The sequence below is a fragment of the Leisingera sp. ANG-S5 genome (assembly GCF_000813925.1).
Lineage (GTDB): Bacteria > Pseudomonadota > Alphaproteobacteria > Rhodobacterales > Rhodobacteraceae > Leisingera.
Genome location: NZ_JWLH01000016.1, coordinates 120588 through 145081, shown reverse-complemented (window position 1 = coordinate 145081; position 24494 = coordinate 120588). Strand labels below are relative to the sequence as shown.

At 62.2% G+C, this 24494-nt stretch carries 19 protein-coding genes; 10 read left to right on the top strand and 9 right to left on the bottom strand.

Annotated features, from left to right (window positions below):
- Nucleotides 1–6 precede the first annotated feature (6 nt).
- Genes RA25_RS19220 through RA25_RS19210 form a run of 3 tightly spaced genes read left to right on the top strand, consistent with a single transcriptional unit; the run spans nt 7 to nt 5230 of the window.
- A complete protein-coding gene (locus tag RA25_RS19220) occupies nt 7–2724 on the top strand; it encodes an aminotransferase class I/II-fold pyridoxal phosphate-dependent enzyme (RefSeq protein ID WP_039174478.1) in 2718 nt (905 codons plus the stop codon).
- Between the two features lie 56 nt (nt 2725–2780).
- Nucleotides 2781–4232, top strand: coding sequence for a biotin carboxylase (locus RA25_RS19215; RefSeq protein ID WP_039174476.1), 1452 nt, complete (start codon nt 2781–2783; stop codon nt 4230–4232).
- A 5-nt stretch (nt 4233–4237) separates the two neighbouring features.
- Entirely contained in the window at nt 4238–5230 is a 993-nt protein-coding gene (locus tag RA25_RS19210) for a C45 family autoproteolytic acyltransferase/hydolase (protein ID WP_193747994.1), read from the top strand.
- Between the two features lie 257 nt (nt 5231–5487).
- On the opposite strand, the gene RA25_RS19205 is transcribed toward RA25_RS19210, so the two are convergent.
- Nucleotides 5488–6009, bottom strand: coding sequence for a winged helix DNA-binding protein (locus RA25_RS19205; RefSeq protein ID WP_019297918.1), 522 nt, complete (start codon nt 6007–6009; stop codon nt 5488–5490).
- Nucleotides 6010–6214: 205 nt separating this feature from the next.
- Here RA25_RS19205 and RA25_RS19200 point away from each other — a divergent pair, with 205 nt between their 5' ends.
- The 6 genes from RA25_RS19200 to RA25_RS19175 are packed head-to-tail and all read left to right on the top strand — an operon-like array spanning nt 6215 to nt 11640.
- On the top strand, nt 6215–7186 hold the full coding sequence (locus tag RA25_RS19200; protein ID WP_019297917.1) for a TRAP transporter substrate-binding protein: 972 nt from the start codon (nt 6215–6217) through the stop codon (nt 7184–7186).
- A gap of 58 nt (nt 7187–7244) precedes the next feature.
- Nucleotides 7245–7793 (top strand): TRAP transporter small permease, encoded by a 549-nt coding sequence (locus tag RA25_RS19195; RefSeq protein WP_039174475.1) that lies wholly within the window; start codon nt 7245–7247, stop codon nt 7791–7793.
- Nucleotides 7794–7802: 9 nt separating this feature from the next.
- Nucleotides 7803–9098 carry a TRAP transporter large permease gene (locus RA25_RS19190; RefSeq protein WP_039174474.1) on the top strand — a complete coding sequence of 432 codons (1296 nt, stop codon included), beginning with the start codon at nt 7803–7805 and terminating at the stop codon, nt 9096–9098.
- Nucleotides 9098–9844, top strand: a complete 747-nt coding sequence (locus RA25_RS19185) for a 5-oxoprolinase subunit B family protein (RefSeq protein ID WP_039174473.1) — start codon at nt 9098–9100, stop codon at nt 9842–9844. The genes RA25_RS19190 and RA25_RS19185 overlap by 1 nt, the downstream gene beginning before the upstream one ends.
- Complete coding sequence (locus RA25_RS19180; RefSeq protein ID WP_039174472.1) at nt 9841–10857, top strand: 5-oxoprolinase subunit C family protein; 1017 nt, start codon at nt 9841–9843, stop codon at nt 10855–10857. Before RA25_RS19185 ends, RA25_RS19180 begins: the two co-directional genes overlap by 4 nt.
- A gap of 9 nt (nt 10858–10866) precedes the next feature.
- Nucleotides 10867–11640, top strand: a complete 774-nt coding sequence (locus tag RA25_RS19175) for a LamB/YcsF family protein (protein ID WP_019297912.1) — start codon at nt 10867–10869, stop codon at nt 11638–11640.
- Nucleotides 11641–12038: 398 nt separating this feature from the next.
- Here the strand turns inward: RA25_RS19175 and RA25_RS19170 are convergent, their stop codons facing one another.
- On the bottom strand, nt 12039–13691 hold the full coding sequence (locus RA25_RS19170; RefSeq protein WP_019297911.1) for an ABC transporter substrate-binding protein: 1653 nt from the start codon (nt 13689–13691) through the stop codon (nt 12039–12041).
- Nucleotides 13692–13807: 116 nt separating this feature from the next.
- Nucleotides 13808–15466 carry a BCCT family transporter gene (locus RA25_RS19165; protein ID WP_039174471.1) on the bottom strand — a complete coding sequence of 553 codons (1659 nt, stop codon included), beginning with the start codon at nt 15464–15466 and terminating at the stop codon, nt 13808–13810.
- 119 nt (nt 15467–15585) lie between these two features.
- Here RA25_RS19165 and RA25_RS19160 point away from each other — a divergent pair, with 119 nt between their 5' ends.
- Nucleotides 15586–16518, top strand: coding sequence for a LysR family transcriptional regulator (locus RA25_RS19160; protein WP_082008969.1), 933 nt, complete (start codon nt 15586–15588; stop codon nt 16516–16518).
- 328 nt (nt 16519–16846) lie between these two features.
- Here the strand turns inward: RA25_RS19160 and RA25_RS19155 are convergent, their stop codons facing one another.
- From RA25_RS19155 to peaD, 6 genes are all read right to left on the bottom strand, one after another.
- Nucleotides 16847–18541, bottom strand: coding sequence for an AMP-binding protein (locus tag RA25_RS19155; RefSeq protein WP_039174470.1), 1695 nt, complete (start codon nt 18539–18541; stop codon nt 16847–16849).
- Between the two features lie 68 nt (nt 18542–18609).
- On the bottom strand, nt 18610–20013 hold the full coding sequence (locus tag RA25_RS19150; protein WP_039174469.1) for an aldehyde dehydrogenase family protein: 1404 nt from the start codon (nt 20011–20013) through the stop codon (nt 18610–18612).
- A 15-nt stretch (nt 20014–20028) separates the two neighbouring features.
- Nucleotides 20029–21021 carry a helix-turn-helix domain-containing protein gene (locus tag RA25_RS19145; protein WP_039174468.1) on the bottom strand — a complete coding sequence of 331 codons (993 nt, stop codon included), beginning with the start codon at nt 21019–21021 and terminating at the stop codon, nt 20029–20031.
- Nucleotides 21018–21674 (bottom strand): hypothetical protein, encoded by a 657-nt coding sequence (locus RA25_RS19140; RefSeq protein ID WP_019297903.1) that lies wholly within the window; start codon nt 21672–21674, stop codon nt 21018–21020. The genes RA25_RS19145 and RA25_RS19140 overlap by 4 nt, the downstream gene beginning before the upstream one ends.
- A complete protein-coding gene (locus RA25_RS19135) occupies nt 21671–23407 on the bottom strand; it encodes an ABC transporter ATP-binding protein (RefSeq protein WP_052254302.1) in 1737 nt (578 codons plus the stop codon). The genes RA25_RS19140 and RA25_RS19135 overlap by 4 nt, the downstream gene beginning before the upstream one ends.
- Complete coding sequence (peaD, locus tag RA25_RS19130; protein ID WP_019297901.1) at nt 23404–24483, bottom strand: quinohemoprotein amine dehydrogenase subunit beta; 1080 nt, start codon at nt 24481–24483, stop codon at nt 23404–23406. The genes RA25_RS19135 and peaD overlap by 4 nt, the downstream gene beginning before the upstream one ends.
- Between the last annotated feature and the right edge of the window lie 11 nt (nt 24484–24494).

Here is a 24494-nt window from a genome sequence, read left to right as displayed (position 1 = left end):
AAGGCTTTGCCGTCGATCCGGGATTATTATAGTGCAACCCAGCTGCGGGCGGACAGATGGAGTTCGCTGCGGGAGTCGGCCGAAGGGCTGGCCCGGCAGCGTCAGGAGGGCCGTCAGAGCGAGAAACTGATGGCCGCGGCAGAGCATCTGTTTGATGTTCTGGCTCCGATTGAACGCTATTGGGCGTTTCCGGGTATCCACGCTTTCGAGCATTTGCGAAAGTTGCTGCAGCACGGCAATGTGGAAGATCTGGCGGTGTCGGTGCGCCGTATTGCGCGGGCGCTGACCTCTGGGGCGTACCGGCGGCGGTCTATTCCGCTGTCCTCGGATGAGATCGACAACGAAGACTACGAAGATGAAGCGTCGCTCGCGCCCGAAGCACGGGCGCTGGGACGGCCTTATTTCGAGGTGATGATCGTCGATGACGTGTCAGAATCGCAGGAGCGGTTCCTGCGGCAGAACCTTCTGCGGATGCGGCGGATCGAAGACCCATTCATCTACGAGCCGGTGATTGTGCCGTCGCTGGAAGATGCGCTGATTGGCATTCTGTTCAATCACAATGTGCAGGCCGTGGTGGTGCGCCCGGGGCTGTCGCTGAAGTCCAAGATTGAGCTGCCTATCCTGAACCAGTATTTGACCCGCGTAAGCGAGGAGGAGTCGGTCGACTCGATTGATCCGCACCAATACGGCCCCGAGGCCTGCCGCTTGATAGAGAAGATACGGCCGGAACTGGACGCTTATCTGGTCACCGACCGCTCCGCCGAAGACATCGCCGGGCTGGATCTCGGCCGCTGCAGGCGGGTGTTCTATAATCAGGAAGATTTCCAGGAGCTGCATTTAAATATCCTGCGCGGAGTGGACCGCCGCTACAAATCGCCGTTCTTCACTGCGCTCAAGGAATATTCAAAACAGCCCACAGGCGTGTTCCACGCCATGCCGATCAGCCGCGGCAAATCGATCAGCCGCTCGCATTGGATTCAGGACATGGGGGCGTTCTATGGCTCCAACATCTTTCTGGCTGAGACATCCGCCACTTCCGGCGGGCTCGACAGCCTGCTGGAGCCGCGTGGCCCGATCAAGGAAGCCCAGGACATGGCGGCGCGGGCATTTGGCGCCAAGCATACTTTCTTTGCAACAAACGGCACGTCGACCTGCAACAAGATCGTGGTGCAGTCGGTGGTCCGCCCCGGCGACATCGTGCTGGTGGACCGGGACTGCCATAAATCGCACCACTACGGAATGGTGCTGGCGGGAGCCAGCGTGGCCTACATGGACAGCTACCCGCTGCATGAGCATTCGATGTACGGCGCGGTGCCGCTGCACGAAATCAAGCACACGCTCTTGCGGCTGAAGGCAGCCGGCAAGCTGGACCGGGTCCGGATGGTCCTTCTGACCAACTGCACATTTGACGGCATCGTATACAATGTTCGCCGGGTGATGGAGGAATGCCTTGCCATTAAGAGGGACCTGATCTTCCTCTGGGACGAGGCGTGGTTTGCTTTTGCGCGCTTTGACCCGACCTACCGCCAGCGCACTGCCATGGGCGTCGCCAATACGCTGCGGGAGACGCTGCGCAGCCCGGAGACGGCGGAGGCCTGGGAGGCACAGCAGGAAATGCTGAAGAACGCTGATGAGGAGACTTGGCTGAACACCCGGCTGGTGCCGCCGCCGGGCGCGAGGGTGCGGGCCTATGCCACCCAGTCCACGCACAAAACGCTGACCTCGCTGCGCCAGGGATCGATGATCCATGTCAACGACCAGGACTTTAAAGGTGAAGTAGAGCAGGCGTTCCACGAAGCCTACATGACCCATACCTCGACCTCGCCGAATTATCAGATTATCGCCTCATTGGATGTTGGTCGGCGGCAGGTGGAACTGGAGGGGTTCGAGTTTGTCCAAAAGCAGATCGAAAGCGCGATGTCGATCCGGCGCGCCATATCCGACAATCCGCTGCTGAGGAAATATTTCCGGGTACTGACTGCCGGCGACATGATCCCGGAAACCTATCGCGAAAGCGGTGTTGAGGCCTACTATGACCCCGATCACGGCTGGATCGACACCTGGAACATGTGGAGCCAGGATGAATTTGTGCTGGACCCGACCCGCGTGACCCTTGCGGTGGGCGGCACTGGCTGGGACGGCGACACATTCAAGACCAAGATCCTGATGGACAAATACGGGATCCAGATCAACAAGACCTCGCGCAACACTGTGCTGTTCATGACCAATATCGGTACCACGCGGTCTTCGGTCGCCTATCTGATCGAAGTACTGGTAGAGATCGCCAACGATCTGGACGAGCTTCTGGACGATGCCTCCAAGATGGAGCGCCGGTCGTTTGACAACCGGGTGTCGGCGCTGGTGGAGCACGTGCCGCCGCTGCCGGATTTCAGCCGGTTCCACGATGCGTTCCGGGCGGGCAAGGACACGCCGGAGGGCGATATCCGTACCGCCTTCTTCCTCGCTTACAACGAGGACAACTGTGATTATATTCCGACAGATGACAGCTTGATGCAGAGACTGGAGGCGGGCGAGGAACTGGTGTCATCCAGCTTTATAATTCCTTATCCGCCCGGCTTTCCGATTCTGGTGCCCGGCCAAGTCATCAGTCCGGAAATCCTGTCGTTCATGCGGGCACTTGATGTCAGCGAAATCCACGGGTTCCGCGCTGATCTGGGGCTGCGCGTTTTCACCAAGGAGGCCCTGAAGTCCGTCAAGAAATAGACGCCCGCCAAGAAATAGAAACCCAACGATAAATTGAATTTACTGGGAGACGATACATGCCGAAGAAAGTTCTGAACAACATTTCGGAGATCCGCCGCTATTTCCACACCAATACGGACCCGGTCTATTTTGTCTCAGCGACCAACTTCAATCTTCTTGGACTCGACGAGTGGGTAAAGAATTTCAAGTATATCTGTTACATGGACTGTTTCGATGGCCGCCATCCCAACGTGCTGGTGCCTTCTGAGCTGCCGCATGATGAATTTCAGTCTATCGAGGACATCAACAACTACTTGCTGCAGCACAAGGAAGTCATCGACTACGTCAAGACACGCGGCGGCAAGCCGAAGTTTGTGTTCCTGATGTTTGATGAGAAGACTGAAAAGCTGGCCAAGGAACTTGGCGGTGAGGTCTGGTTCCCCAAGGCGAAGCTGCGGACCAAGATGGATAACAAGATCGAGACCGTACGTGTTGGCAACAAGGCCGGCGTGCCCTCTGTTCCGAATACGCTGTCAAAGGTCGACAGCTATGATCACCTGAAGAAGATCTGCAAGAAGGCGGATCTTGGCAGTGATCTGGTGCTGCAAAGCGCCTTCGGGGATTCCGGCCATACAACGTTTTTCATTAAGACCGAGGCCGACTTCCGCAAGCACGAGCATGAGATCGTCGGACAGGGCGAAATCAAGATTATGAAGCGGATCGATTGCCGCGGCTCGGCCATCGAGGCCTGCTGCACCTCCGAAGGCACAATCGTCGGCCCGCTGATGACAGAGCTTGTCGGCTTTAAGGAACTAACGCCCTACCGGGGCGGCTGGTGCGGCAATGAGATTTTCTCTACTGCCTTCCCACCCAAGACACGCGAAAAGGCACGCGAGCTGACCTTCAAGTTCGGCGAGCAGCTGCGCAAAGAGGGCTATCGCGGCTATTTCGAACTCGATTTCCTGATCGACAAGAAAACCGGCGAAATCTGGCTGGGTGAGCTTAATCCGCGTATCACGGGGGCGTCCTCGATGACCAACCATGCGGCCTTCGCTCATGCCGATGCGCCCCTGTTTCTGTTCCATCTTCTGGAGTTCTCGAAAAAGCCGTTCAAGCTGGATGTTGAGGAACTGAACGCCCGCTGGGCGGACCCGGACATGATCGATTCCTGGTCACAGATGGTGATCAAACATACAGAGGACACCGTGGATATCGTGGCCAAAGCCCCGGAATCCGGCATCTATAGGATGCTGCCGGACGGTCAGGTGGTATTCGATCGCTTCGACTACCACCGCCGCGCTGTTGAAAGTGAGGATGAGGCCTTTTTCCTGCGTATTTCGAATGCGGGCGACTACCGCTACGAGGGGGCTGATCTGGGCATCCTCGTTACCCGCGGGCGGTCGATGACCAAGGGCTTCCAGCTGACAGAGAAGTCGAAACGTTGGATTGACGGAATCAAAAGCGCCTATACTGCGCGGCCGCTTCCGTCAGCACAGGCCTTTGAGGATCCGGCTTTCAAGATTATGTAAGGCGAATGAGACTGAAATTCCGCGCCGTGCAGGAAACGGAGCCGGGGCAAAAACTGGCCGGACTCTTTTCTGAATACCGCACTGCTTATCTGGACTGGTGGGCTGGCGAGGGCCTCTCTGGTCGGCCTACTTATTCAGAGTGCCGCAGAGCGCTGTTAACACATATGCCCGAGATGGTGGGGCTCTACGACAAGTTGTGCGCCTCGGTCGGAGGTGGTGATATGGAGTCCCGGTTTCTCAGTTTTTTTTGCCCGCCGCGCTATCTGGCCGGCTGCAGCCAGGCAATCTGGCCAGGCAAGGAGCCGCTGCTGGTCCGTAATTACGACTACAACCCTCTCGCCTTTGATGCGGTATTCCTGAAGACCGGGTGGGACGGGAGGGACGTGATGGGCACCTCAGATGGTTTGTTCGGCCTTCTCGACGGAATGAATGATGCCGGGTTGACTGTTTCTCTGACTTTCGGTGGACGCCGTGCGATGGGGGATGGCTTCGGCGTGCCGCTAATCCTCCGGTATCTGCTGCAGGTCTGTTCCACCATCGAAGAAGCAAAGGATGTTCTGCGGCGTGTACCCAGCCACATGAGCTATAACGTGACAGTGCTTGACCGTGACCGGAACTACTTTACCGCTTTCCTTGCACCAGACCGTCCCACCCTGATCACTCATGCGGCCGTCGCCACCAACCACCAGGAACGCGTCGAGTGGGCAAGTCATGCGCGTCTTACGGCGTCTGTTGAGAGGGAGCGTTTTTTGCTGCAGAGGTTGACGCTACATCCGGAAACAAAAGAAAAGTTTGTCGGAACGTTCCTCAAGCCGCCACTGTATTCCCTTGCCTTCAACAAAGGGTTCGGCACGCTCTACACAGCTGCCTATCACCCTGACGAGTTGTCGGTGGAGTTACTCTGGCCTGGCCGGACCTGGCAGAAAAATCTGGATTGTTTTGAAGCAGACCAATGGCTGGTCGGTTATCCCGATCATAAGAGTCAGCATGCCGTGTAACAATGGCGTCTAGAGCCTATGGGGCGGCAGCGTTCCACCACTGGTCCTGCACCCGATCTGGCGGCGATAGTTCTACCATTCCGCTAGCATTTCGGTTCTGGCCTGTTGTCGGAAGCCGGGACAACACGGCCAAGTAATAGGACCAGTACTGCAGCACTGCATTTCAAAACCTCAATTGGATTAGCCAAGACATAAGCGCAATTTTCTGGGGCAAGGTTAGCCGAAAAAAGGCTGTTCTTGGCCAATCCAGCAGGAGCTTAGAGTGATGCCGCCGAGCGGCTGGCCTGGTCGTAGTGGCCCGAGAGTGCTCGCAGGCTGCGGGCCAGCTCTCGCAGATCCTTACCCGGTAAGTCGGCGGCGGACAGTCCGTCCAGCAGGCACTGGCGGCGCACGTCGCGGTAGGCCGCACATAGCTCTGCGCCCTCGGACGAGGTGCGGTAAAACACTTCCTTGCCGCGTTTTTCGGAGGCCAGAAGCCCGGCCTTAAGCAGTTTGCGCAGGCCGTAGTTCACTGTGTGGCTGTCCTCGATGTTGAGCAGAAAGCAGATGTCGGACAGGCGCTTGTCCTTGCCGCGGTGGTTGACGTTGTGGAGGATTAGGATTTCCAGCGGGTTCAGATCCGGCTGACCTGCCGCCGCCATGCAGCGGGTCATCCAGCGGGAAAAGGCGTTGGAGGCGATGATCAGGCCAAACTCCAGTTCCGACAGCTCCCAGCCTTCGCCCTCGGCCAGGTGGCGGGAGGAGACGATTCGGCGGGAATCCGGTTTCTTTTCGGCCATCTTTTGCCCCTTCTTTGTTGATAAAACCCCGGCGTTTTATCTGCATGTGGTCATAAAAGGGTAAAGTATCAAGGAGATCAAGCAGGCTGTCCGGCCTGTGGCCGCTGCCGGACGGGGCAGTGCGGTGGTTGCACCTTGGCAAAACGTTGACAAAATGTCAGCGTTATGGGTACATTATTGCAATGTTTCGCATTGGGAGGAAAACATGCAATTTTCGCGTATGCTGGGCGGCGCGGCCGTTCTGATCGCCGGGCTATCGGTGCCGGCCCTTGCTGCAACCTGGGACATGCCGACGCCCTATCCGGACGCCACGTTCCACACCAAGAACATTTCTGAGTTCGCCAGCGACGTGGCCGAGGCGACCGAGGGCGGGCTGGAGATCAAGGTCCATTCGGCTGGATCCCTGTTCAAGCATCCGGAAATCAGCAAAGCCGTGCGCAGCGGCCAGGTGCCCGCGGGCGAGTTCTTCCTGTCGCTGCTGGCCAATGACAACCCGGCGTTCGGCGCAGACTCGCTGCCGTTCCTGGCGACCAGCTATGAAGAGGCCGAGCGGCTGTGGGCGGCGCAGAAGGATGTGATCGACGGGCTGCTGGACGAGCAGGGGCTGATGGCGCTTTATGCTGTGCCGTGGCCGCCGCAGGGGCTGTACACCACCAAGGAAATCAACAGTGTCGAGGATCTGGCGGGGCTGAAGTTCCGCACTTACAACGCGACGCTGGAGGAGTTCGCCAACCTGGCGGGTGCCGCGCCGACCCAAGTTGAGGTTCCGGACATTCCGCAGGCCTTCAGCACCGGCCGGGTCGAGGCGATGATTACTTCGCCCTCCACCGGCGTGAATTCGAAGGCGTGGGACTTCCTGACCCATTACACCGACATCCAGGCCTGGATCCCGAAGAACATCGTGGTGGTGAACAAGCGGGCCTTCCGCCGTCTGGACGAGGCGACCCAGACCGCCATTCTGAAAGCCGCGGCAGCGGCCGAGGCGCGCGGCTGGGAGATGAGCCGGGCCGAGACCAGCAGCCAGATCGAGGTGCTGAAGGAGAATGGCATCACCGTGTCCGAGCCGTCGGAACAGCTGATGGACGGCCTGCGCGCGATTGGGGCGCAGATGCTGGAAAGCTGGAAAGGCGAGGCCGGGGAGGCCGGTGCCACCCTGTTGAACGCCTACCAGCAGTAACGTGACCATGGCCGGACGCCGGGGGCGGCGTCCGGTCTCCTGGGGAGGAGGAGCAGCCATGCGGGTTGTGCTTGATTTCATCTACCGAGCGGCCGGCGGGCTGGCAGCAATGTTCATCGTGGCAATCGTGGCGCTGGTTTTTGCGCAGGTGTGCCTGAACCTCGCTGACAAGATCGCGGTGGCGCTGACCGGAACCGGAGTGGGGCTGACGATCCCGTCTTATGCGGATTTCACCGGCTTTTTCCTGGCGGCTTCGACCTTTCTGGCACTGGCCTATGCGCTGCGGGCGGGCGGCCATATCCGGGTGACGCTGCTGACCAACCGGCTGCCTGCTGCCGCCCACCGCGCAACTGAACTGGGTGTGATCCTGCTGGCGCTGGCGATGAGCGGCTATGCCACCTGGTACATGGGGCTGCTGCTGCTGGAGTCGCTGGAGTTCGGCGACCGCAGCGCGGGCATGGTGTCGGTGCCGCTGTGGCTGCCGCAGGCGCCGGTCACCCTGGGCCTTGCGATCCTGACCCTGGCGCTGGCGGACGAGCTGGTCTCCATGCTGCGCGGCGCGCTGCCCTCCTGGGAGGGCAAGGGCGAAAATCTTCTGAGCGAATAGGGGATCATCATGTCGGTTGCCGCGCTTTCCATCATTCTTCTGGTCCTTCTGTTCCTGTTCCTGGGCGCCGGCCTGTGGGTGGCCTTTGCCCTGCTGGGCGTGGGCATCGCCGCGATGGCGCTGTTCACCGAGGCGCCGCTGGGGCTGGTGATGGCCACCACCATGTGGGGCCACAGCAACTCCTGGGCGTTGGCGGCGCTGCCGCTGTTCATCTGGATGGGCGAGATCCTGTTCCGCTCGCGCCTGTCGGAGGACATGTTTACCGGGCTGTCGCCCTGGATGAACCGGCTGCCCGGGCAGCTGCTGCATGTGAACGTCTTTGCCTGCGGGATCTTTGCCGCGGTGTCGGGGTCGTCCGCGGCCACCGCTGCCACCATCGGCAAGCTGTCGATCCCGGAGCTGGCGCGCCGCGGCTATCCTGAAAAATTGGTGATCGGCACCCTGGCCGGTTCCGCCACGCTGGGGCTGCTGATCCCGCCGTCGATCATCCTGATCGTCTATGGCGTGGCGACCGAGCAATCCATCGCCCGGCTGTTTGTCGCGGGCGTGCTGCCCGGCGTGCTGCTGGTTGGTTTGTTCGTGGGCTATGTGGTGGTCTGGGCGCTGCTCAACCGCAGCCAGCTGCCGACCGAGGACATTGCCGCCACCTTCCGCGAGAAGCTGAAGCGCGCCCGCAGGCTGCTGCCGGTGGTGCTGCTGATCGGCGGGGTGATCGGCTCAATCTATGTGGGGATTGCCTCGCCCACCGATGCCGCCGCCGTGGGCGTGGTGCTGGCGCTGCTGCTGTCGTGGCAGTCCGGCTCGCTGAACCGGCAGAGCTTTACCGAGGGGCTGATGGGGGCGACGATCACCTCTTGCATGATCGCCTTTATCCTGGCGGGGGCATCGTTCCTGACCGTGGCGATGGGCTTCACCGGTATTCCGCGCATCCTGGCGGAGTGGATCGGCTCCTTGAACCTGTCGACCTTCACCCTGCTAGCGGCGCTGACCATCTTCTTTGTGATCATGGGCTGCTTCCTCGACGGGATTTCGGTGGTCGTGCTGACCGCCTCGGTGATCATGCCGATGGTGCTGGAGGCGGGCATTGATCCCTTGTGGTTCGGTATCTTCCTGGTGATCGTGGTGGAAATGTCGCAGATCACCCCGCCGGTCGGGTTCAACCTGTTTGTGCTGCAGTCGCTGACCGGGCGGGACATTCTGACCGTGGCCAAGGCGGCGCTGCCGTTTTTCTTCCTGATGGTCGTGGCGCTGGTGCTGATCGTGCTGTTCCCGTCAATCGTGACCTTCCTGCCGGAGCAGATGTGATGGCTGAGGTGAGCGCAGCAACACCCGTCCCCGAAATCCGCACGGTAGGTGTGGACGGGATGCTGGTGAGCTTTGGCAGCCGCCTGAGCGAGCCTGCCAACCGCGCCGCCCTGGCGTTCCGTGCTGCCCTGGCGCAAGAAAGCTGGGACGGGGTCGAGGAAGTCTCCACCTCGCTGGTGTCGGCCTATGTGCGCTTTGATTTGCGGCATCTGGACCATGCGGCGCTGCGGGCGCGGCTGGGGACGCTGCTGGCGCAGCGCGACTGGTACGCGGCAGGGCTGCCCGGCCAGCGCCGCCTGTGGCGGATCCCGGCGGTGTTCGGCACAGAGCTGGCACCGCAGCTGCCGCAGGCGGCGGAGGCTGCGGGCATGACCGAGGCGGAGGCGGTGGCCTCCCTGTCGGCGTCGCGGGTCAGGGTGCAGACCATCGGCTTTGCCCCCGGCCAGCCTTATCTGGGTGAACTGCCGGAGGCCTGGGACATTCCACGCCAGAGCCAGTTGACCTCACGCATCCCGGAAGGGGCGCTGGCGGTGGCGATCCGGCAGCTGGTGCTGTTCTCGGTGGCGGCACCTACCGGCTGGATGCATGCTGGTCAGACGGCAGTGCGGCTGTTCCGCCCCGATGCGGAGGAGCCGTTCCTGCTGCGGCCCGGCGATGAGGTGCAATTCACCCCAGTGACGCCGGAAGAGCTGCAAGGTTTGCGGCGCGACCCGCTGGGCGGTGCCAAGGCGGAGGATCTGTCATGACCGGCACGTTGACCGTACTGCGTACCGGGCCGGGGGTGACCGTTCAGGACGGCGGCCGCCCGGGCTGGTTGGAATACGGGGTTTCGCGCGGCGGTGCTGCCGACCGGCTGGCGCTGGCCGAGGGCGCGGCGCTGTTGGGGCAGGGCGCGGATTTGGCGGCGGTTGAGATGCCCGGCATGGGCGGTGAGTTCCAGGCGGACAGCGATCTGCGCATCGCGCTGACCGGCGCGCCGATGCGGGCCAGCATCGACAGTGCCGCCGTAGCCTGGAACGCCAGCCACCTGCTGCCCGCGGGGGCGCGGCTGATGATCGGTGCGGCCCGCAGCGGCAGCTATGGTTATCTGCACGTAGGTGGCGGCATTCAGACGCCGGAGCATCTGGGCGCGCGTTCAGCGCATCTGGCGGCGGGCATCGGTGCGCCGCTGAAAGAAGGCGACGTGCTGGACACCGGCCCGGACAGCGGCGGCATCACCGGGCTGGGGCTGGCACCGGAGAACCGGTTCGAGGGCGGCACCGTGCGGGTTGTGGCGAGCCTGCAGACGTCGCTGTTCCCGCAGGCCGAGCTGATGTGGTTTGAGCAAACGGCCTTCCGCCGCGGCGCCCGCGGCAATCGGATGGGCGTTCCGATGGAGAGCGATGGCGAGGGCTTCCGTCCAAACGGCGCGCGAACGGTGGTGTCGGAGGTGATTGTGCCCGGTGACATCCAGGTGACCGGCGACGGCACGCCCTATGTACTGCTGGCGGAGAGCCAGACTACCGGCGGCTACCCGCGGATCGGCACGGTGCTGCCTTGCGATTTGCCCGTTTTGGCGCAGGCGGCGGTGGGAGCAGAGCTGCGCTTCCGTTTCATTGCGATGGAGGAAGCGGTAGCGCTGGAGCGGGCAGAGGCGGAGCGGCGCGAGGGGCTGCGCAGCCAGTGCTATCCCTTGATCCGGGATCCGCGCAGCATGTCCAACCTGCTGTCCTTTCAGCTGATCAGCGGAGTGATTGCCGGTGAAGAAGATGTCTTGTGAGGAGATGACATGACCCGAACCGTCGATCTGAATGCCGACATGGGAGAAGGCTTTGGCGCTTGGAGCCTGGGCGATGATGCCGGGCTGCTGGATATCGTGACCTCGGCCAATATCGCCTGCGGTTTTCACGCGGGCGATCCGGATGTGATGGCCGCGACTATGAAACATGCGGTGGCCAAGGGTACCGGCATCGGCGCGCATCCGGGTTTTCCCGACCTGCAGGGCTTTGGCCGCCGCCGGATGTCGGTGCCGCGTGAGACGCTTGGCAATATGGTGCGCTACCAGCTGGGCGCGGCGCAGGCGATGGCGCGCGCGGCGGGCGGCGCGGTGCGGCATCTAAAGCTGCACGGTGCGCTGGCGAATATGGCTGCGGAAGATCTGACGATGGCGCGGGCCTGCTATCAGGCGGCCTTGTCGGTGGACCCGGAAATCATTGTGATGGTGCTGGCGGGCACCGCGCAACAGCAGGCAGCGCGGGAGCTGGGCTGCAAGACAGCGTGTGAGATCTTTGCTGATCGCGCCTATAACGACGACGCCACGCTGGTGGACCGCAGCCTGCCCGGCGCGGTGATCCATGACCCGGCAGAGGCCGGGCGGCGGATGGTAGAGATGGTGCGCGAAGGCGCCATCATTACCGCCAGCGGCAAGCGCATCGAAACCCGCATCGACACCATCTGCCTGCATGGCGACACCCCGGCTGCCCTTGCGATAGCAACAGCCGTTCGCAGAGCGCTGCTGGACAGTGGCACGGATCTTGCCAAAGCCAATGGCGTGGAACTTTGAAATTCCCAAGCAGCCCGGTTTTTGCCTGCCTGGGTTTTCCCTGCGATCAGTTTTACTTTTGCAAACTGGGTGGTGACGGGGCAGTGCAGACGACATGGGGCGATTTCCTGCAGTGCCTGTGAAGGTGGTTCCGCTCATCGGACTGTCCGATGCTTACTACTGATTGCAGATGTTGTTTCCTTACCGAAATTCGCCGTGGCGGGGCGGCTTTCCAGTTACCTCGGTTCCCGTATTATTGACGCTCGGAAGTTTCGTCTTCGGCACCCTTGCAACGGGAATGCCCTGATACAGCCCTTCTTTTGTACCCGTGCCCTTGGCGGTAACATCTATGGAGAAAAAGTATACGCACACCGAGACCGGTGTGCGCAGTTATTGTTTCTGCCAAAGCCCAGCGGCGGTCAGGCCTCCAGCGCCAGCTTGTGAACGTGGATTTCGTTGATCGGATGGCTCTCGGCGCCGATGACGCCGGGGCGGGCGTGGCGGTAGAGCGAGCGCCAGTAGGGCTGGATGATGGTTCCGTCGTCGCGCATGAACTGCTCGATCTTCTCCATATGCCCGCGGCGGGTATCGGCGTCGGCGATCGCTGAAGCAGCTTCGAGCATACTGTCGAACTCGGCGCTGGCGAGACCGGTTTCGTTCCAGGCAACCCCGGTCTTGTAGGCCAGCGTCAGCACCTGCACCCCAAGCGGGCGGTGGCCCCAGTCGGTGGAGCTGAACGGATATTTGTCCCAGTCGTTCCAGAAGGTGTTGCCGGGCAGCACGGTGCGTTTGACGTTGAGGCCGGCATCGCGCATCTGCGCCGCCAGCGCATCGGTGGTGTTGCGCCGCCAGTCGTCATCGATCGAGATCAGCTCATGCTCGAAATCGAGCATCCCGGCCTCTTCCATCAGCTGGCGCGCGGCCTCGGCGTCGCGGACCGGGGCGCCGATGTCGGCGTATTCCGGGTGGATCGGGCAGACATGGTGGTTCTCGGCCAGGGTGCCGCGGCCGTCATAGCCCAGCTCCAGCAGCACCGCGTTGTCGCAGGCCAGCGCCAGGGCGCGGCGCACGCGGGCGTCAGCATAGGGGGAGGCCCCGTCTACAATTGCGTCGCGGTTGGTGCGCAGCACCAGGGTGTTGGCGGACACGGACTCGCTCACGTTCCAGCCGATAGAGGTGAAGATGTCGACGTATTCCCCCACGGTCTCGTAGGTCATGTCAATTTCCTCGGCCTCCGCGGCAGAGAGATGGGTCGATGCATCGGTGCCGAAGTCGATGAACTCGATCCGGTCGAGATAGGCGCCTTCGCCCCACCACTCGTGGTCGGTGTTCTTCTCCAGCGCCACCTTCACGCCGACTTCGTATTCGACCAGCTTGTACGGGCCGGTGCCTACGGGATCGGCGCCCGGATCGCCGGACCAGCCGTCCGGCACGATGGCGGCGGGGTATTCGGTCACCGCCGGGATGATGGTGATGTCCGGGCGGGTCAGTTTCAGTTTCAGGGTCAGGTCGTCAACGATTTCCAGCGCGCCCTCAGCCGGGCCGTCGCCGGCCTCGTTCTGCAGGGAGCCCATGCGGGCCGCCATCGAGTTGCCTTCCCATTTGCCATCGCACCAGCGGGCAAAGTTATAGGCGACGTCCTTGGCGGTCAGGGTGCCGCGGCCGTCGTTCCAGTTCACGCCGGGGCGGATGTGCAGCAGATATTCGGTGGCGTCTTCGTTGACTTCCCAGCTTTCCAGGAGGCGGGGTTCAAAGGTGCCGTCGGCGTTGTACTGCACCAGATATTCCAGATAGCCGCGCACCAGGTTGCCCAGCTGCGGCCAGTTGAACAGCGGCGGATCCAGCAGCGCGCGCACCACCTGCTGGATGCGGATGGTGCCGCCTTGCTGCGCATTGGCCGCCGCCTGCACCGGCTGGCTGAGGCCGATCATCCCGTAGGCTGCAGAGGCAGTGACCCCCAGTGCGGTTGCCCGGCTCAGGAATTCGCGGCGGTCCAGCTTGCCTTGCGCCGCCTCCTCTGCGTGCATCAGAGCCGCGGGGTGGAGGGTTTCCCTGTTGTAGTATTTGGTCATTTTGCTTCCTGTTATTGCTGTTTATTGCTGTGTCCGGCACACGAAAAGGTGCGGGCAGCAGTCTGGAGAATGGATCGGCAGCCCTGCCCGCTGGCCGCCGCCCCTGGGGAGATGCCTTATTCAGCGGGCTCCTGGGTTGCCGTGGCGGCCACGCCTGCTTGGGCTCGGCGGCCGTCGTTGTAGATCGCCTTGATCAGCGCCGCGCATTGCAGCACCATCACCACCGAGAAGGGCAGGGCGCCGATCACCATCGCGGTCTGGATTGCCTTCAGGCCACCGACCAGCAAGAGCGCCGTGACCACCGCACCCAGCGCCACACCCCAGAACAGGATATGCGGGCGGGCCTTGGGGCCTTCGTCGCCGGCGGCGTTGATGGTGTTGACGATCAGCACCGCACTGTCAGCCGTGGTCACCAGGTAGGTCATCAGCAGAACCACGATCATCACAGACATCGCCCAGCCCAGCCAAGGCGACAGCATGTATTGTACCATGGCGAAGATCTTGTCGCCATCCGGTGCGCCGGAGATTTGGCCGCCTGCGCCGCCCTGCAGTTCCAGGTCGATGGCTGTGCCGCCGGCCCAGGTGAACCAGACGAAACACATCAGCGACGGCACGATCATCGCGCCAAGCACGAACTCGCGGATCGTGCGGCCCTTGGATATGCGGGCCAGGAACAAGCCGACAAAGGGCGCAAAGGCGATCCACCAGGCCCAATAGAACACCGACCAGCCGCCCTGCCAGCCTTCCAGTTTCGATGCGACGCTGTCCGGGTTTCCGTCACCGGTCCAGACGCGGAAGCTCATGTCCGGGAGAGCAATCAAGTAATCCCAAAGGCCAACGACCAGCGCCTGGAGGCCAAAGAAGGTGGAGCCGAACAGCAGGAAGAAGCTCAAGAGCGCGATGCTCAGCACCATGTTCAAGTTGGACAGCCATTTGATGCCCTTGCCGACGCCCGACAGCGCCGAGGCGGTGGAGGCGGCCATAATCACCACGATGGCCACCAGCACGCCGGTGGTGTTGGCGGTGCCTGCGTCATTGGTCAGCCCGGTAATGCCGATACGGGTAAGGCCGGAGACAAACTGCTCCACCCCGAAGCCCAGGGTCTGCGCCACGCCGAGGATGGTGGCGACAACGGCGACGATATCCACCAGATGGCCGATGGAGCCGGAGAGGCGGGCGCCGAACAGCGGCGTAAGCGAGGAGCGCATGGTCAGCGGCAGGCCGCGGCGGTAGCTGAAGAATCCCAGCGCCAGCCCGGCAATGGCATAGCAGGCCCAGGCGCCCAGGCCCCAATGCAGGAAAGACCACTTGTAAGCCATGCGGATATTGTCCGCGGTGCCGCCATTGGTCAGGCCCTGGATCACTTCCGGGTTGTTGTTCCAGTGGTAGATCGGCTCGGCCACCGCCCAGGTTAGCATGCCGACCCCGATACCTGCGCCGAACATCATCGAGAACCAGGAGAAGTTGGAGAACTCGGGTGCGTCGCCCTGCTGGCCCAGCTTGAGCCGTCCGGCAGTCGGCCAGATTGCCAGTGCGATGCAACACAGCACAAACAGCGCCACGGTCCAGATATACCAGGCGCCGAAGGAGGCAAGTATGAAGCCGTTGATCGAGTTCAGTACTGCTCCCGACTGTTCGGGAAAGGCAATGGCCCAGACCACCAGCCCACCGATCATCAGCTTGGAGGAAATGGTAACGATCTGGCTAAAGCCCCGGTAGAATCCGCTGTCGGATGTGCCGATCGGCAAATCCGTTAAAGGAGGTTTTATTGACATGTATTTTCCCTGTCTTTGTTGATCTGCCGGTTGACGCCGCCGGGGCTACGGCCTTAGCAGAACTTACGCAGGGCATTTTTTGTTATAAAAATTTCCCCTTTTGCAGTAGGCAATAATTTATGAGTGACATTAGCGGAATTAATAGGAAGCTGAGCTATTACTTGGTCGCGCTGCACACCTTCGACCTGGTGGCCCGGCATGGAAACTTCACAGGCGCGGCCGAGGCGCTGGGGCTGACGCAGTCTGCTGTATCCCAGAAAATCAAGGGCTTGGAGACGGAACTGGGCATTGCTCTGTTCCGGCGTGAGCACCGCGGCGTGTCGCTGACCAATGAAGGCGTGCGGCTGTTGAACGTGGTGCGTCCGGCAATGACGCAAATGGGCAACTCGGTCTCTTCTCTGATGGAGCGCAAGTCGCGGCCAAGGGTTCGGATTTCAGCGGATTTTGCCTTTTCCAGTTTCTGGCTGCTGCCGCGATTGTCGCATTTGCGGGCCGAGCTGGGGGATGAGATCGAGATCCAGATCCTTGCGGCACAGGTGCCGCCGGATGATTACGGCGATGATTGCGACATCAAGATCCACGTCGCCCCGCGCAGCAGCATGGCGGACGGCGATGTCATGCTGTTGCAAGAACGGGTCACGGCGGTCAGCAGCCCTGCCTATCTTGAAAACCACGGCCCCATTGCCGCTTCTGCCAAACTGCTGGACTGCCACCTTCTCAGCCTGTCGAAACCGGCCTCAGCGGAATGGCAGACCTGGCAGGGCTGGTTCGACCGGCTTGGCATCGCAGGGGAACGCTCCAAGAACTACATAAGCTTCAACAACTACGACATGGTGGTGCAGTCGGCGGTGGCCGGCGACGGCATTGCGCTTGGGTGGCTGGGATTGATTGATAATCTGCTGGAGGACGGCAGACTGGTGCAGGTAACGAAGGACGTCGTGCCCAGCGATGCGGGCTATGTCATGTCGCGCGATTACTCAAGCCGCCTGCGCGGCCCGAACTTGGTGTTCGATTGGATTGCTGCGCATTCGGCGGGTCTTGCCCTTAAGTAGTTTCTGGATCCTAAGATTTACGGGCCTTTGCATGCCCATTCGAAAATATTCATGTCACCATATCGCGAACCAAGGTTTGTTGTGGAAGCGATGGCGCGGGCTTCGGAGCTGAATTCTCACATTCCAAACTGTTCGGCGTTACCACTTCCACAGCTTTGATCGCCAAGCGGACTCTTGTGATGCCGGTTTTGACTTACCTAGCTCGCCTCGAAGGCACTTTTCTTCCCTGCAACTTGCACTTCATATCTCTACAAGTTCCAAACCTGTCCTGAGGTCCGCGTTCTGCTGGTCGATTATCAGCTGGCTTTGGTTTTCGTCGTTGCGTGTTTCAAGACAAAGCCAGCTGCTGCACCATGGCTTCGCGCATTTTGAATTTTTGCGGTTTGCCTGTGACGGTCATAGGGAGTTCCGCCACGATCCGCACATAATGCGGGACCTTGAAATGTGCTATCTGGCCACGGCAATGCGTCAGGATTTGATCCTCAGTAAGGCTGGCGCCGGTGGCAGGAACGATCCAGGCGCAAACCTGTTCACCGAATCTTTGGTCCGGCACGCCAAAAACCTGTGCATCACCAACTTCCGGGTGGCGGAGCATGAATTCTTCGATTTCGCGCGGATAGATGTTCTCTCCCCCGCGGATAATCATGTCCTTGATGCGGCCGGTAATGCTGCAAAATCCCTCTGTATCGATGGTGGCCAGGTCGCCGGTGCGCATCCAACCGTCCGCTTGCGCAGCCTCGGTAGCAGCTGGATCGTCCCAGTAACTCTCCATCACGGAATAACCGCGCACCAGCAGTTCACCCTGTTCACCCGCTGGCACGGTTCGGCCCTCAGCATCCACAGCCTTCACCTCCAAATGCGGATGCACCCGGCCCACGGTGGTGCAGCGTTTCTCTGTTGGGTCGGTGGTGAAGCTTTGAAAGGAGACCGGCGCGGTTTCGGTCATACCGTAGCAAATCGTCACCTCTTGCATGTGCATGTCGCGGTTGACCCGGTGCATAATCTCGATGGGGCAGGGGGCGCCTGCCATGATCCCGGTGCGAAGACTGGCAATATCCCGCGGGTTTTGATCCAGCTCCTGCAGCATGGCGACAAACATTGTCGGCACGCCGTAAAGCGCGGTTGCGTGTTCCGCGGCGGCGGCCTCCAGGACGGAGCCCGGTTCGAACGCTTCCCCTGGAAAAATCATCGTGGCACCTTTTGAAACCGCGCCGAGCACGCCCATCACCATGCCGAAGCAATGGTAGAGCGGCACAGGGATTAGCAGCCGGTCGGCTTCGGTCAGTTTGATGCGGTCTGTAACAAAACGGGCGTTGTTGACGATATTGAAATGCGTCAGAGTCGCCCCTTTGGGCAACCCGGTGGTTCCGGAGGTGAACTGGATATTGATCGCCTCCTCCGGTTTCAGCCCCGCACTGATTGTGTCCAGCTCTGCGGTGTCCGCACCCGCACCTAACTCCTGCACGGTTTCAAAAGACAGAACGCCTGGGCCAGTATCTGCCGCCATCACCACCGCATAGCGCAAGGCAGGCAGCCGTACTGGAGACAGCGGACCGGCGGCCAGCTCGGGTGCCAGTTCGCGGATCATGCCCAGGTAGTCGGAATTCTTGAAACTTTCTGCCGCGATCAGCACTTTGCAACCGGTCTTGTTGAGCGCGTATTCCAGTTCCGCCAGCCGGTATGCCGGGTTGATCGTCACAAGTATGGCGCCGATCCGGGCGGTGGCGAACTGGGTCAGCACCCATTCGCAGCGGTTGGGGGACCAGATGCCGACCCGGTCGCCCTTCGCAACCCCGAGCTCCAGCAGGCCCGCGGCCAGTTCATCCGCCTTCCGGGCCAGCTCCGCATAGGTCATCCGGATGCCGGCATCCGTGAACACCAGCGCCTCACGGCTGCCGTGCTGCTCCACCGCCTGCCGCAGCAGCGCCGGGATGGTGATATGCTGCAGCGGCGGCTCATCCGGCCCATGCACATGCGAGAGGCCGTCAATCGGGGCGGTGGGATCGGTTTGCGGGTCAGTCATGGTCAGTCTCTGCTGATGAAGCGGACCGGGCCGCCGCGGCGGCAGCCCGGCCGGGTGCTAAAATGGGATCAGCCGCGGGCGACGTTGATCACCTGCATCTGGGTGTATTCCGCCAGCCCCTCGACCGATTGTTCGACGCCGAGGCCAGAGCCCTTGAAACCCGCCATCGGGATATGCGGGCCGATGTTCAGCTGCTGGTTGACCCAGATGGTGCCGGATTCGATGCGCCCGGCAATCTCGGTCGCCTTGGTGGTATCGGCGGAATGCACCGACCCGCCCAGCCCGTAGTCGGACGCGTTGGCGCGGGCGATCACGTCGCCAATGTCGTCAAAGCGGATCACTGGCAGCACCGGGCCGAACTGCTCCTCATCGACGATTTTCTGCCCGTCGGTCACATCGCGCACAATAGTGGGGGGCACGAAATAGCCCGGACCGTCCTTGGCCGCCCCGCCCGCAATAATCCGGCCGCAGGCGCGGGCGTCCTCCAGGAACCCCTTAATCTTCTCAAACTGCGCTTTGTTCTGGATCGGGCCAATGGTCGTCCCCTGCTTCATGCCGTCATCGACCACTGCCTGTTCGGCCAGCGCCGCCAGCTCGGCGCAGAACTCCTCATAGATTTCGCTGTGCACATAGGCGCGTTTCACCGCGAGGCAGACCTGCCCGGCATTCAGGAACGCCCCGCCATAGACCTTCTCGGCCACCGCCTTCACGTCCACATCCGGCAGCACGATGGCCGGATCGTTGCCGCCCATCTCCAGCGTAACCCGCTTCATGGTGTCCGCCGCACTCGCCATGATCCGCTTGCCGGTCTCGGACGAGCCGGTAAAGCCGATCTTGGCCACATCCGGATGAGCCGTCAGCTTGGGGCCAAGGTCATTGGCATCGGTGATGATGTTCACCAGCCCCGCCGGGAAGATCCGCGCGCAGATCTCGCCCAGCTTCAGTGCCGTGACCGGGGTGGTCGGCGCGGGCTTCAGCACAATGGCATTGCCCGCCATCAGCGCAGGCCCGATCTTCCAGCAGCATAGAAGCAGCGGGAAGTTCCAGGCGATGATGCCCGCCACCACGCCCAGCGGCTTGTGCCGGGTCTCGACCCGGAACTCCTCGTCGTCCTGAATGACCCGGTCCGGCAGCTCCAGCGTGGCTGTATGCGCCAGATAACCTTGCGACCAAGCGACTTCGCCCTGCGCCTCAGGCAGCGGCTTGCCCTGCTCCAATGTGATCAGCCGTGCCAGCTCATCGGTTTCCTCGCCGATGGCGGCAGCCAGCGCCTCGACCTTGGCGCGCCGCTCGGCCATTGGAGTTTCCGCCCAGGCCTTCTGGGCCGCCTTGGCGGCGGCCACCGCCTGCTCCATCTGGGCCTCGGAGGCATGCGGCACGTGGGCAAACACCTCCTCCGTTGCCGGGTTGATCACCTCGATCATGCGCTCCGCCGAAACCTGTTCGCCGTTGACCAGCATGCCATAGTCCATTGCCGTTCTCCCTGATTATCCGTCAGCCGGGTGTGATTGAAGAAGACAAGCACGGCCCGGCGGCGCGGTCTTGGGCACCGGTGCCAAAGAGTTTGCGTCCTGCGCCAAAAATCCGCAGCGATTGCAGCTGCCAAGGAACCCGCGCGGCGAACAGCCGAACTGTTGACGGAAGCTGCGGTTGAAATGGGAAATATCGCCGAACCCAGCGCCATAGGCGATCTGGGCAATCGGCACCCGGACGCCCTGCCGCGCCGCGTGGCGCAGCTTAGCCGCCACCACTGCAAGCCTTGCGTGGGTCAGGCAGCCGGTGAAAGTGGTGCCGTTGTCCTGAAACTCGCGTTGCAACTGTCGCCGCGACAGCCCGGTGCGGGCGGCCAGCGCGTCCACTGTCAGCCCCGGGTCGGTGCTCAGCAGCTCCAGCGTCTCGCGCACCAGCCGAAACCGGTTCTTGCGGCTGCCCAAATTGCCCGCCCCCGAGTGAGGGCCGTCGGCAAAGGCCAGCAGCACTAAATCAAAGATATATTCTGCGTTGTCGACTGCGCCCTTTGTATCCAGCAGCCCGCACAGACTGGCGTGCAGCGGATGCGCCGGGGTGATCTTGCAGCCTGCTGCGGGTATATCCCTGCGCCGCTCCAGCACCAGCGCCCGCGGCAGATGCGCCGACAGAAAGGCGGCAGGCCCGCCACTGATGCTCAGCTCCGCCGCGCGGGTGGAGTCGAGCAGCAGAAAATCCCCGGGTCTCAGTAGGGTCTCGCGGCCCGCGTGCAGGATGCCGGTTTCCCCTTCCAGCTGGCGCAGCAAAAAGAAATGCTCCTGATCGTCGCGCAGAATACCCTTGCGGGTGCGCTCAATCCGGGCCGGCAGGCAGCGGATTTCGGCCACATCAATGCCGCTGCGCCGGTGAAGGTCAAACGATCCCGCCCAATTTCCTGAGGCCCGATCCGGGGTCGCATAATAGTGGCCGCAATTGGCGCGCAGCGTGCTGTTCCAGTTGTCAAAGCAGATCATGCGGCCTGCGGGCCTCCTGTCCCGATGCGTTCCCGGCCGGTGAAGGACGGGTTTTGCAGCATGTTCTCAATGCCGCCGCTCATGCAGGCCCGGGCCAGCAGCCCGGTGAAATGCGCCGCTGCCAGGCTGGCACCCCGGACCGGAACGCCAGAGGTGACGGGGCAGGCGCCGTATTGTGCGCCCGGCAAGTTCAACAGCGACCATTGGCTGCTGTTGCAGCGGGCATCGCCTTGCACGGATACCACGCCCGCGCACCCTGCCGGATAAACCGGCGTGCCACGCGCCGGGGCAGAGGCGACCAGCAGCTTTCCCGCTGCCAGAACCGCTGCTACCGCCTCATCCATCAGCGGACTGGACTTACCATGACCAAAGGAACAGTGAACGATCTCCGCTTCCGACACCGCGGCCCGGTGCAGCGCCTCCGCCACGTTGGCAAGAGAGGTGGACAAGCGGCCCGCAAAGATGCTGAGCCCAAGGATCCGCGCGCCTGTTGCATTTGCGTGGATGGCAGCGGCCATGCAGCTGGCATGCAGTGCCGCCGGGCTTTCTGCCGCTCTCGGGTGCATGGCGCAGATATCCGCTCGGCCTGCGAAGCCCGGAGCATCCGCAGCCAGCGGCCCGTCAATCAGCGCTATCAACGGTGCGCGTGTCATGACTTCACCTCTGCCAATTCGATCACCAAATCGAATTTCCCGCTCGCCGCCGCACCGCCGTGGGCGGTCAGGATGCGGGTGGTGCAGGTAAAGGCCTCATCGATATAGGCCAGGATCCGAGTCGCAGTGGTAGGATCCACCTCCGACAGTGCCTCATCCAGGATCAGGATATCAAACGGCGTCAGCAGCGCCCGCAGTAAACACAACCGCTGGCGTTCACCGCCTGACAGTGTCAGCCCGCCTTCGCCCAGCATCGTGTCAAGGCCTTCAGGACCGCGGAACCTGTCCGCCAGGCCGAATAGCTCCAGCAGCTCCCACACCCGCGCTTCATTCTCAGGCTTGGCCCAGAAGGCGCGGCTTTGGAACAGGTTGCCGCGCAGACTGGCCCGCACAGTGAAGGGCCGCTGCCCGGTATGGGCTACACGGTCAGGCAGGCTGTCCCCGCCAAGCAGGCGCAAGTCCGCGCCGCCCAGAGCGACATGTCCGGCCAAGGGCTGTGCCCGCCCGCATAGTACAGCCAGGAGCGACGTCTTGCCCGAACCGCTGGCCCCCTTCAGGGCCACTCTGGCACCCTCGGGAATGCTCAGGGTGAGCGGACCCAGAGGAGGGGTGTTACCGCGAGAAACGGTTACATTGTCTAATTGCAGACCATAGCCGGAAGGAGAGAAACGGTTAGAAGGGGCAGAGGGTGATTGCATCACCGCATCCAGCCGTGCCGCGGCCACCTTGACCCGCGCCTGTGCGTGCCACAGTCCCAGCAGAGACTGCATCGGCCCGGTCATAAATCCCATATAGGCGATAAAGGCGATCAGCGAGCCCAATGGCCACTGGCCGCGGATCACCATCAGGCCGCCCGCCAGAAAAATCGCGGAGCGTGTCAGCGCCGACAACAGCACCGGTACTGCGCGGGTGAACTCGCTCCAAAGGTTTTGTGAAATCAGCTTCTGGCTCAGTCCGGCATGATCCCGCAGGCTGCGCCGCTGCGCCCATTCTGCACCACGCGCGGCCTGCAGCGCGGGCAGGCCGAACAGCGTCTCGGACAGCCCCGCCGCATACTGCCCCTGCATCTCGCGCACCGCTGCCGCGTGGCGCTCGGTCCGGGGCCGCGCCCAGATCAGAAAGGCCAGCTCCGCAGGTGCCAGAAGCGCCGTCAGCAGCCCCAGCCGCCAGTCCAGCACCATCAGCATCATGGAGCCGCCAATCAGCCGGATCAGTGCCGAGGAGCCGCTCAGCACCGCGTTGAACGCAAATTTCTGTACTTCCGCCGCGTCGCCATCAATCCGCGCCAGTAGCTCACCCGCGCGCTGGCCAGCAAACCAGCCGACCGGCTTGGCGGACAGCCGCGACAGCAGCCGCTGCCGCATCCGCGCCAGCATCCGGACCGAGGCCCGCATGTGCAGTATATTGCTGAGCGCACCGGTGCCGGTCGCCAGCAGGCCAACCGCAAACAGCGCCGCGGACCAGATCACCAGCTGCGCGGCATCTCCCGCCATTAGCCCGCTGTCAATGACCAGCTTGCTGATATAGGGCGGCAGCAGGCCAAGCGCGGCAGCGGCAAAGCTGATCAGCAGGAGAACCGCCAGCCGCCGCCGGTGCGGGCGCAACAGCGGCAGCAGCCACCTCGCAGTGGCGGGCGTGAAAAGTGCGGCGCCAACGCGTGAAGGCAGGCGCGGCCAGTCCCGGGCAGCAGCACCGCCCGGCTGGGGGGAGAGTTTGGCAGCAGGCCTGTTCATCCCTGCGGCACGACATGCAGGGTGGAGACGGACATATCCCCGCCCGACGGGATCCGGATCTCGCCCACGCGGTCCAGTGTCTCGCTGTCGTAGATGCCAATGTCGTCATTGGTGCCCGCGACATAGATTTCCTTCCCGTCGCTGGAGACATTGATGACGTAATAGGTGTGCGGCAGGTCCACCCGCTTGACCAGCTCCTGGGTTTCCAGGTTGTGCTTGGACAGCTGGGTATAGACGCCATAGAGGTGTTTGGGATCCACCGCGCTGCGCACAGCCGAGAACATCAGCACCTCGAAAGAGGCAAAATCGGCGATCTCGGTCTCTCCGCTGTTCAGATCAACCGACTGGTAGCCCCAGACGAAATCCGCCATTTCCTGCTGAGTTTCGTCTGTAAAGACCGCCGCCGTATACATCAGCAGCATCTCGTCGTTCTGGCTGCCGGTCGGCCAGAAGGCCAGCACATCGGGCGGGCTGTATGTGGGGCGGTCCCAGCTGGCATTGGCAATCGCCACCTCGGTCTCGCCAGTGCCGGGATCGACCCGGTAGATCTCATGCCCTGCGACATAAACCTGGCCGTTGCGGTCGCTCGCCATCAGGGTGGACCGCCGCGGCGCCTCATAGGTGGCGGACGGCGTGGCCTCCAGCCCGGCGCCCGCGTCATAGACGGCAAACTCCGGCTGCATCACTTCGTAGCGGTCGGTTTTCTTGCGCACCGGATTGCGCACCGTGTAGATCTGGCTGCCGTCCTTGGAGACCGCCAGCGACGCCAAGGAGCGGCGGGTCACATCGCCCTCCGACTGGGCGGCGTGAAAGACCTTTTCGCAGGTCTCGATATCCACCCCGACCACATCCTGCCAATGGTTCAGCAGCACATAGGCGATGCGGTTGTCCGGCGACATGGCAATCACACCGGGCGTCACATTCGCCCCCAGGTCGCAGTCGGCCTTGACCGAGCGGTCTTCGGCGTCAAAGACATAGAGGTTGGAGGGCCGGGCCACCGTCACCAGAAGGTCGCCAGCGGCCAGCGGCAGGGCTGACGCGCAAAACGCGGCAGCAGCAAAAAGCGCGGATTTCATGATGCGGGTCT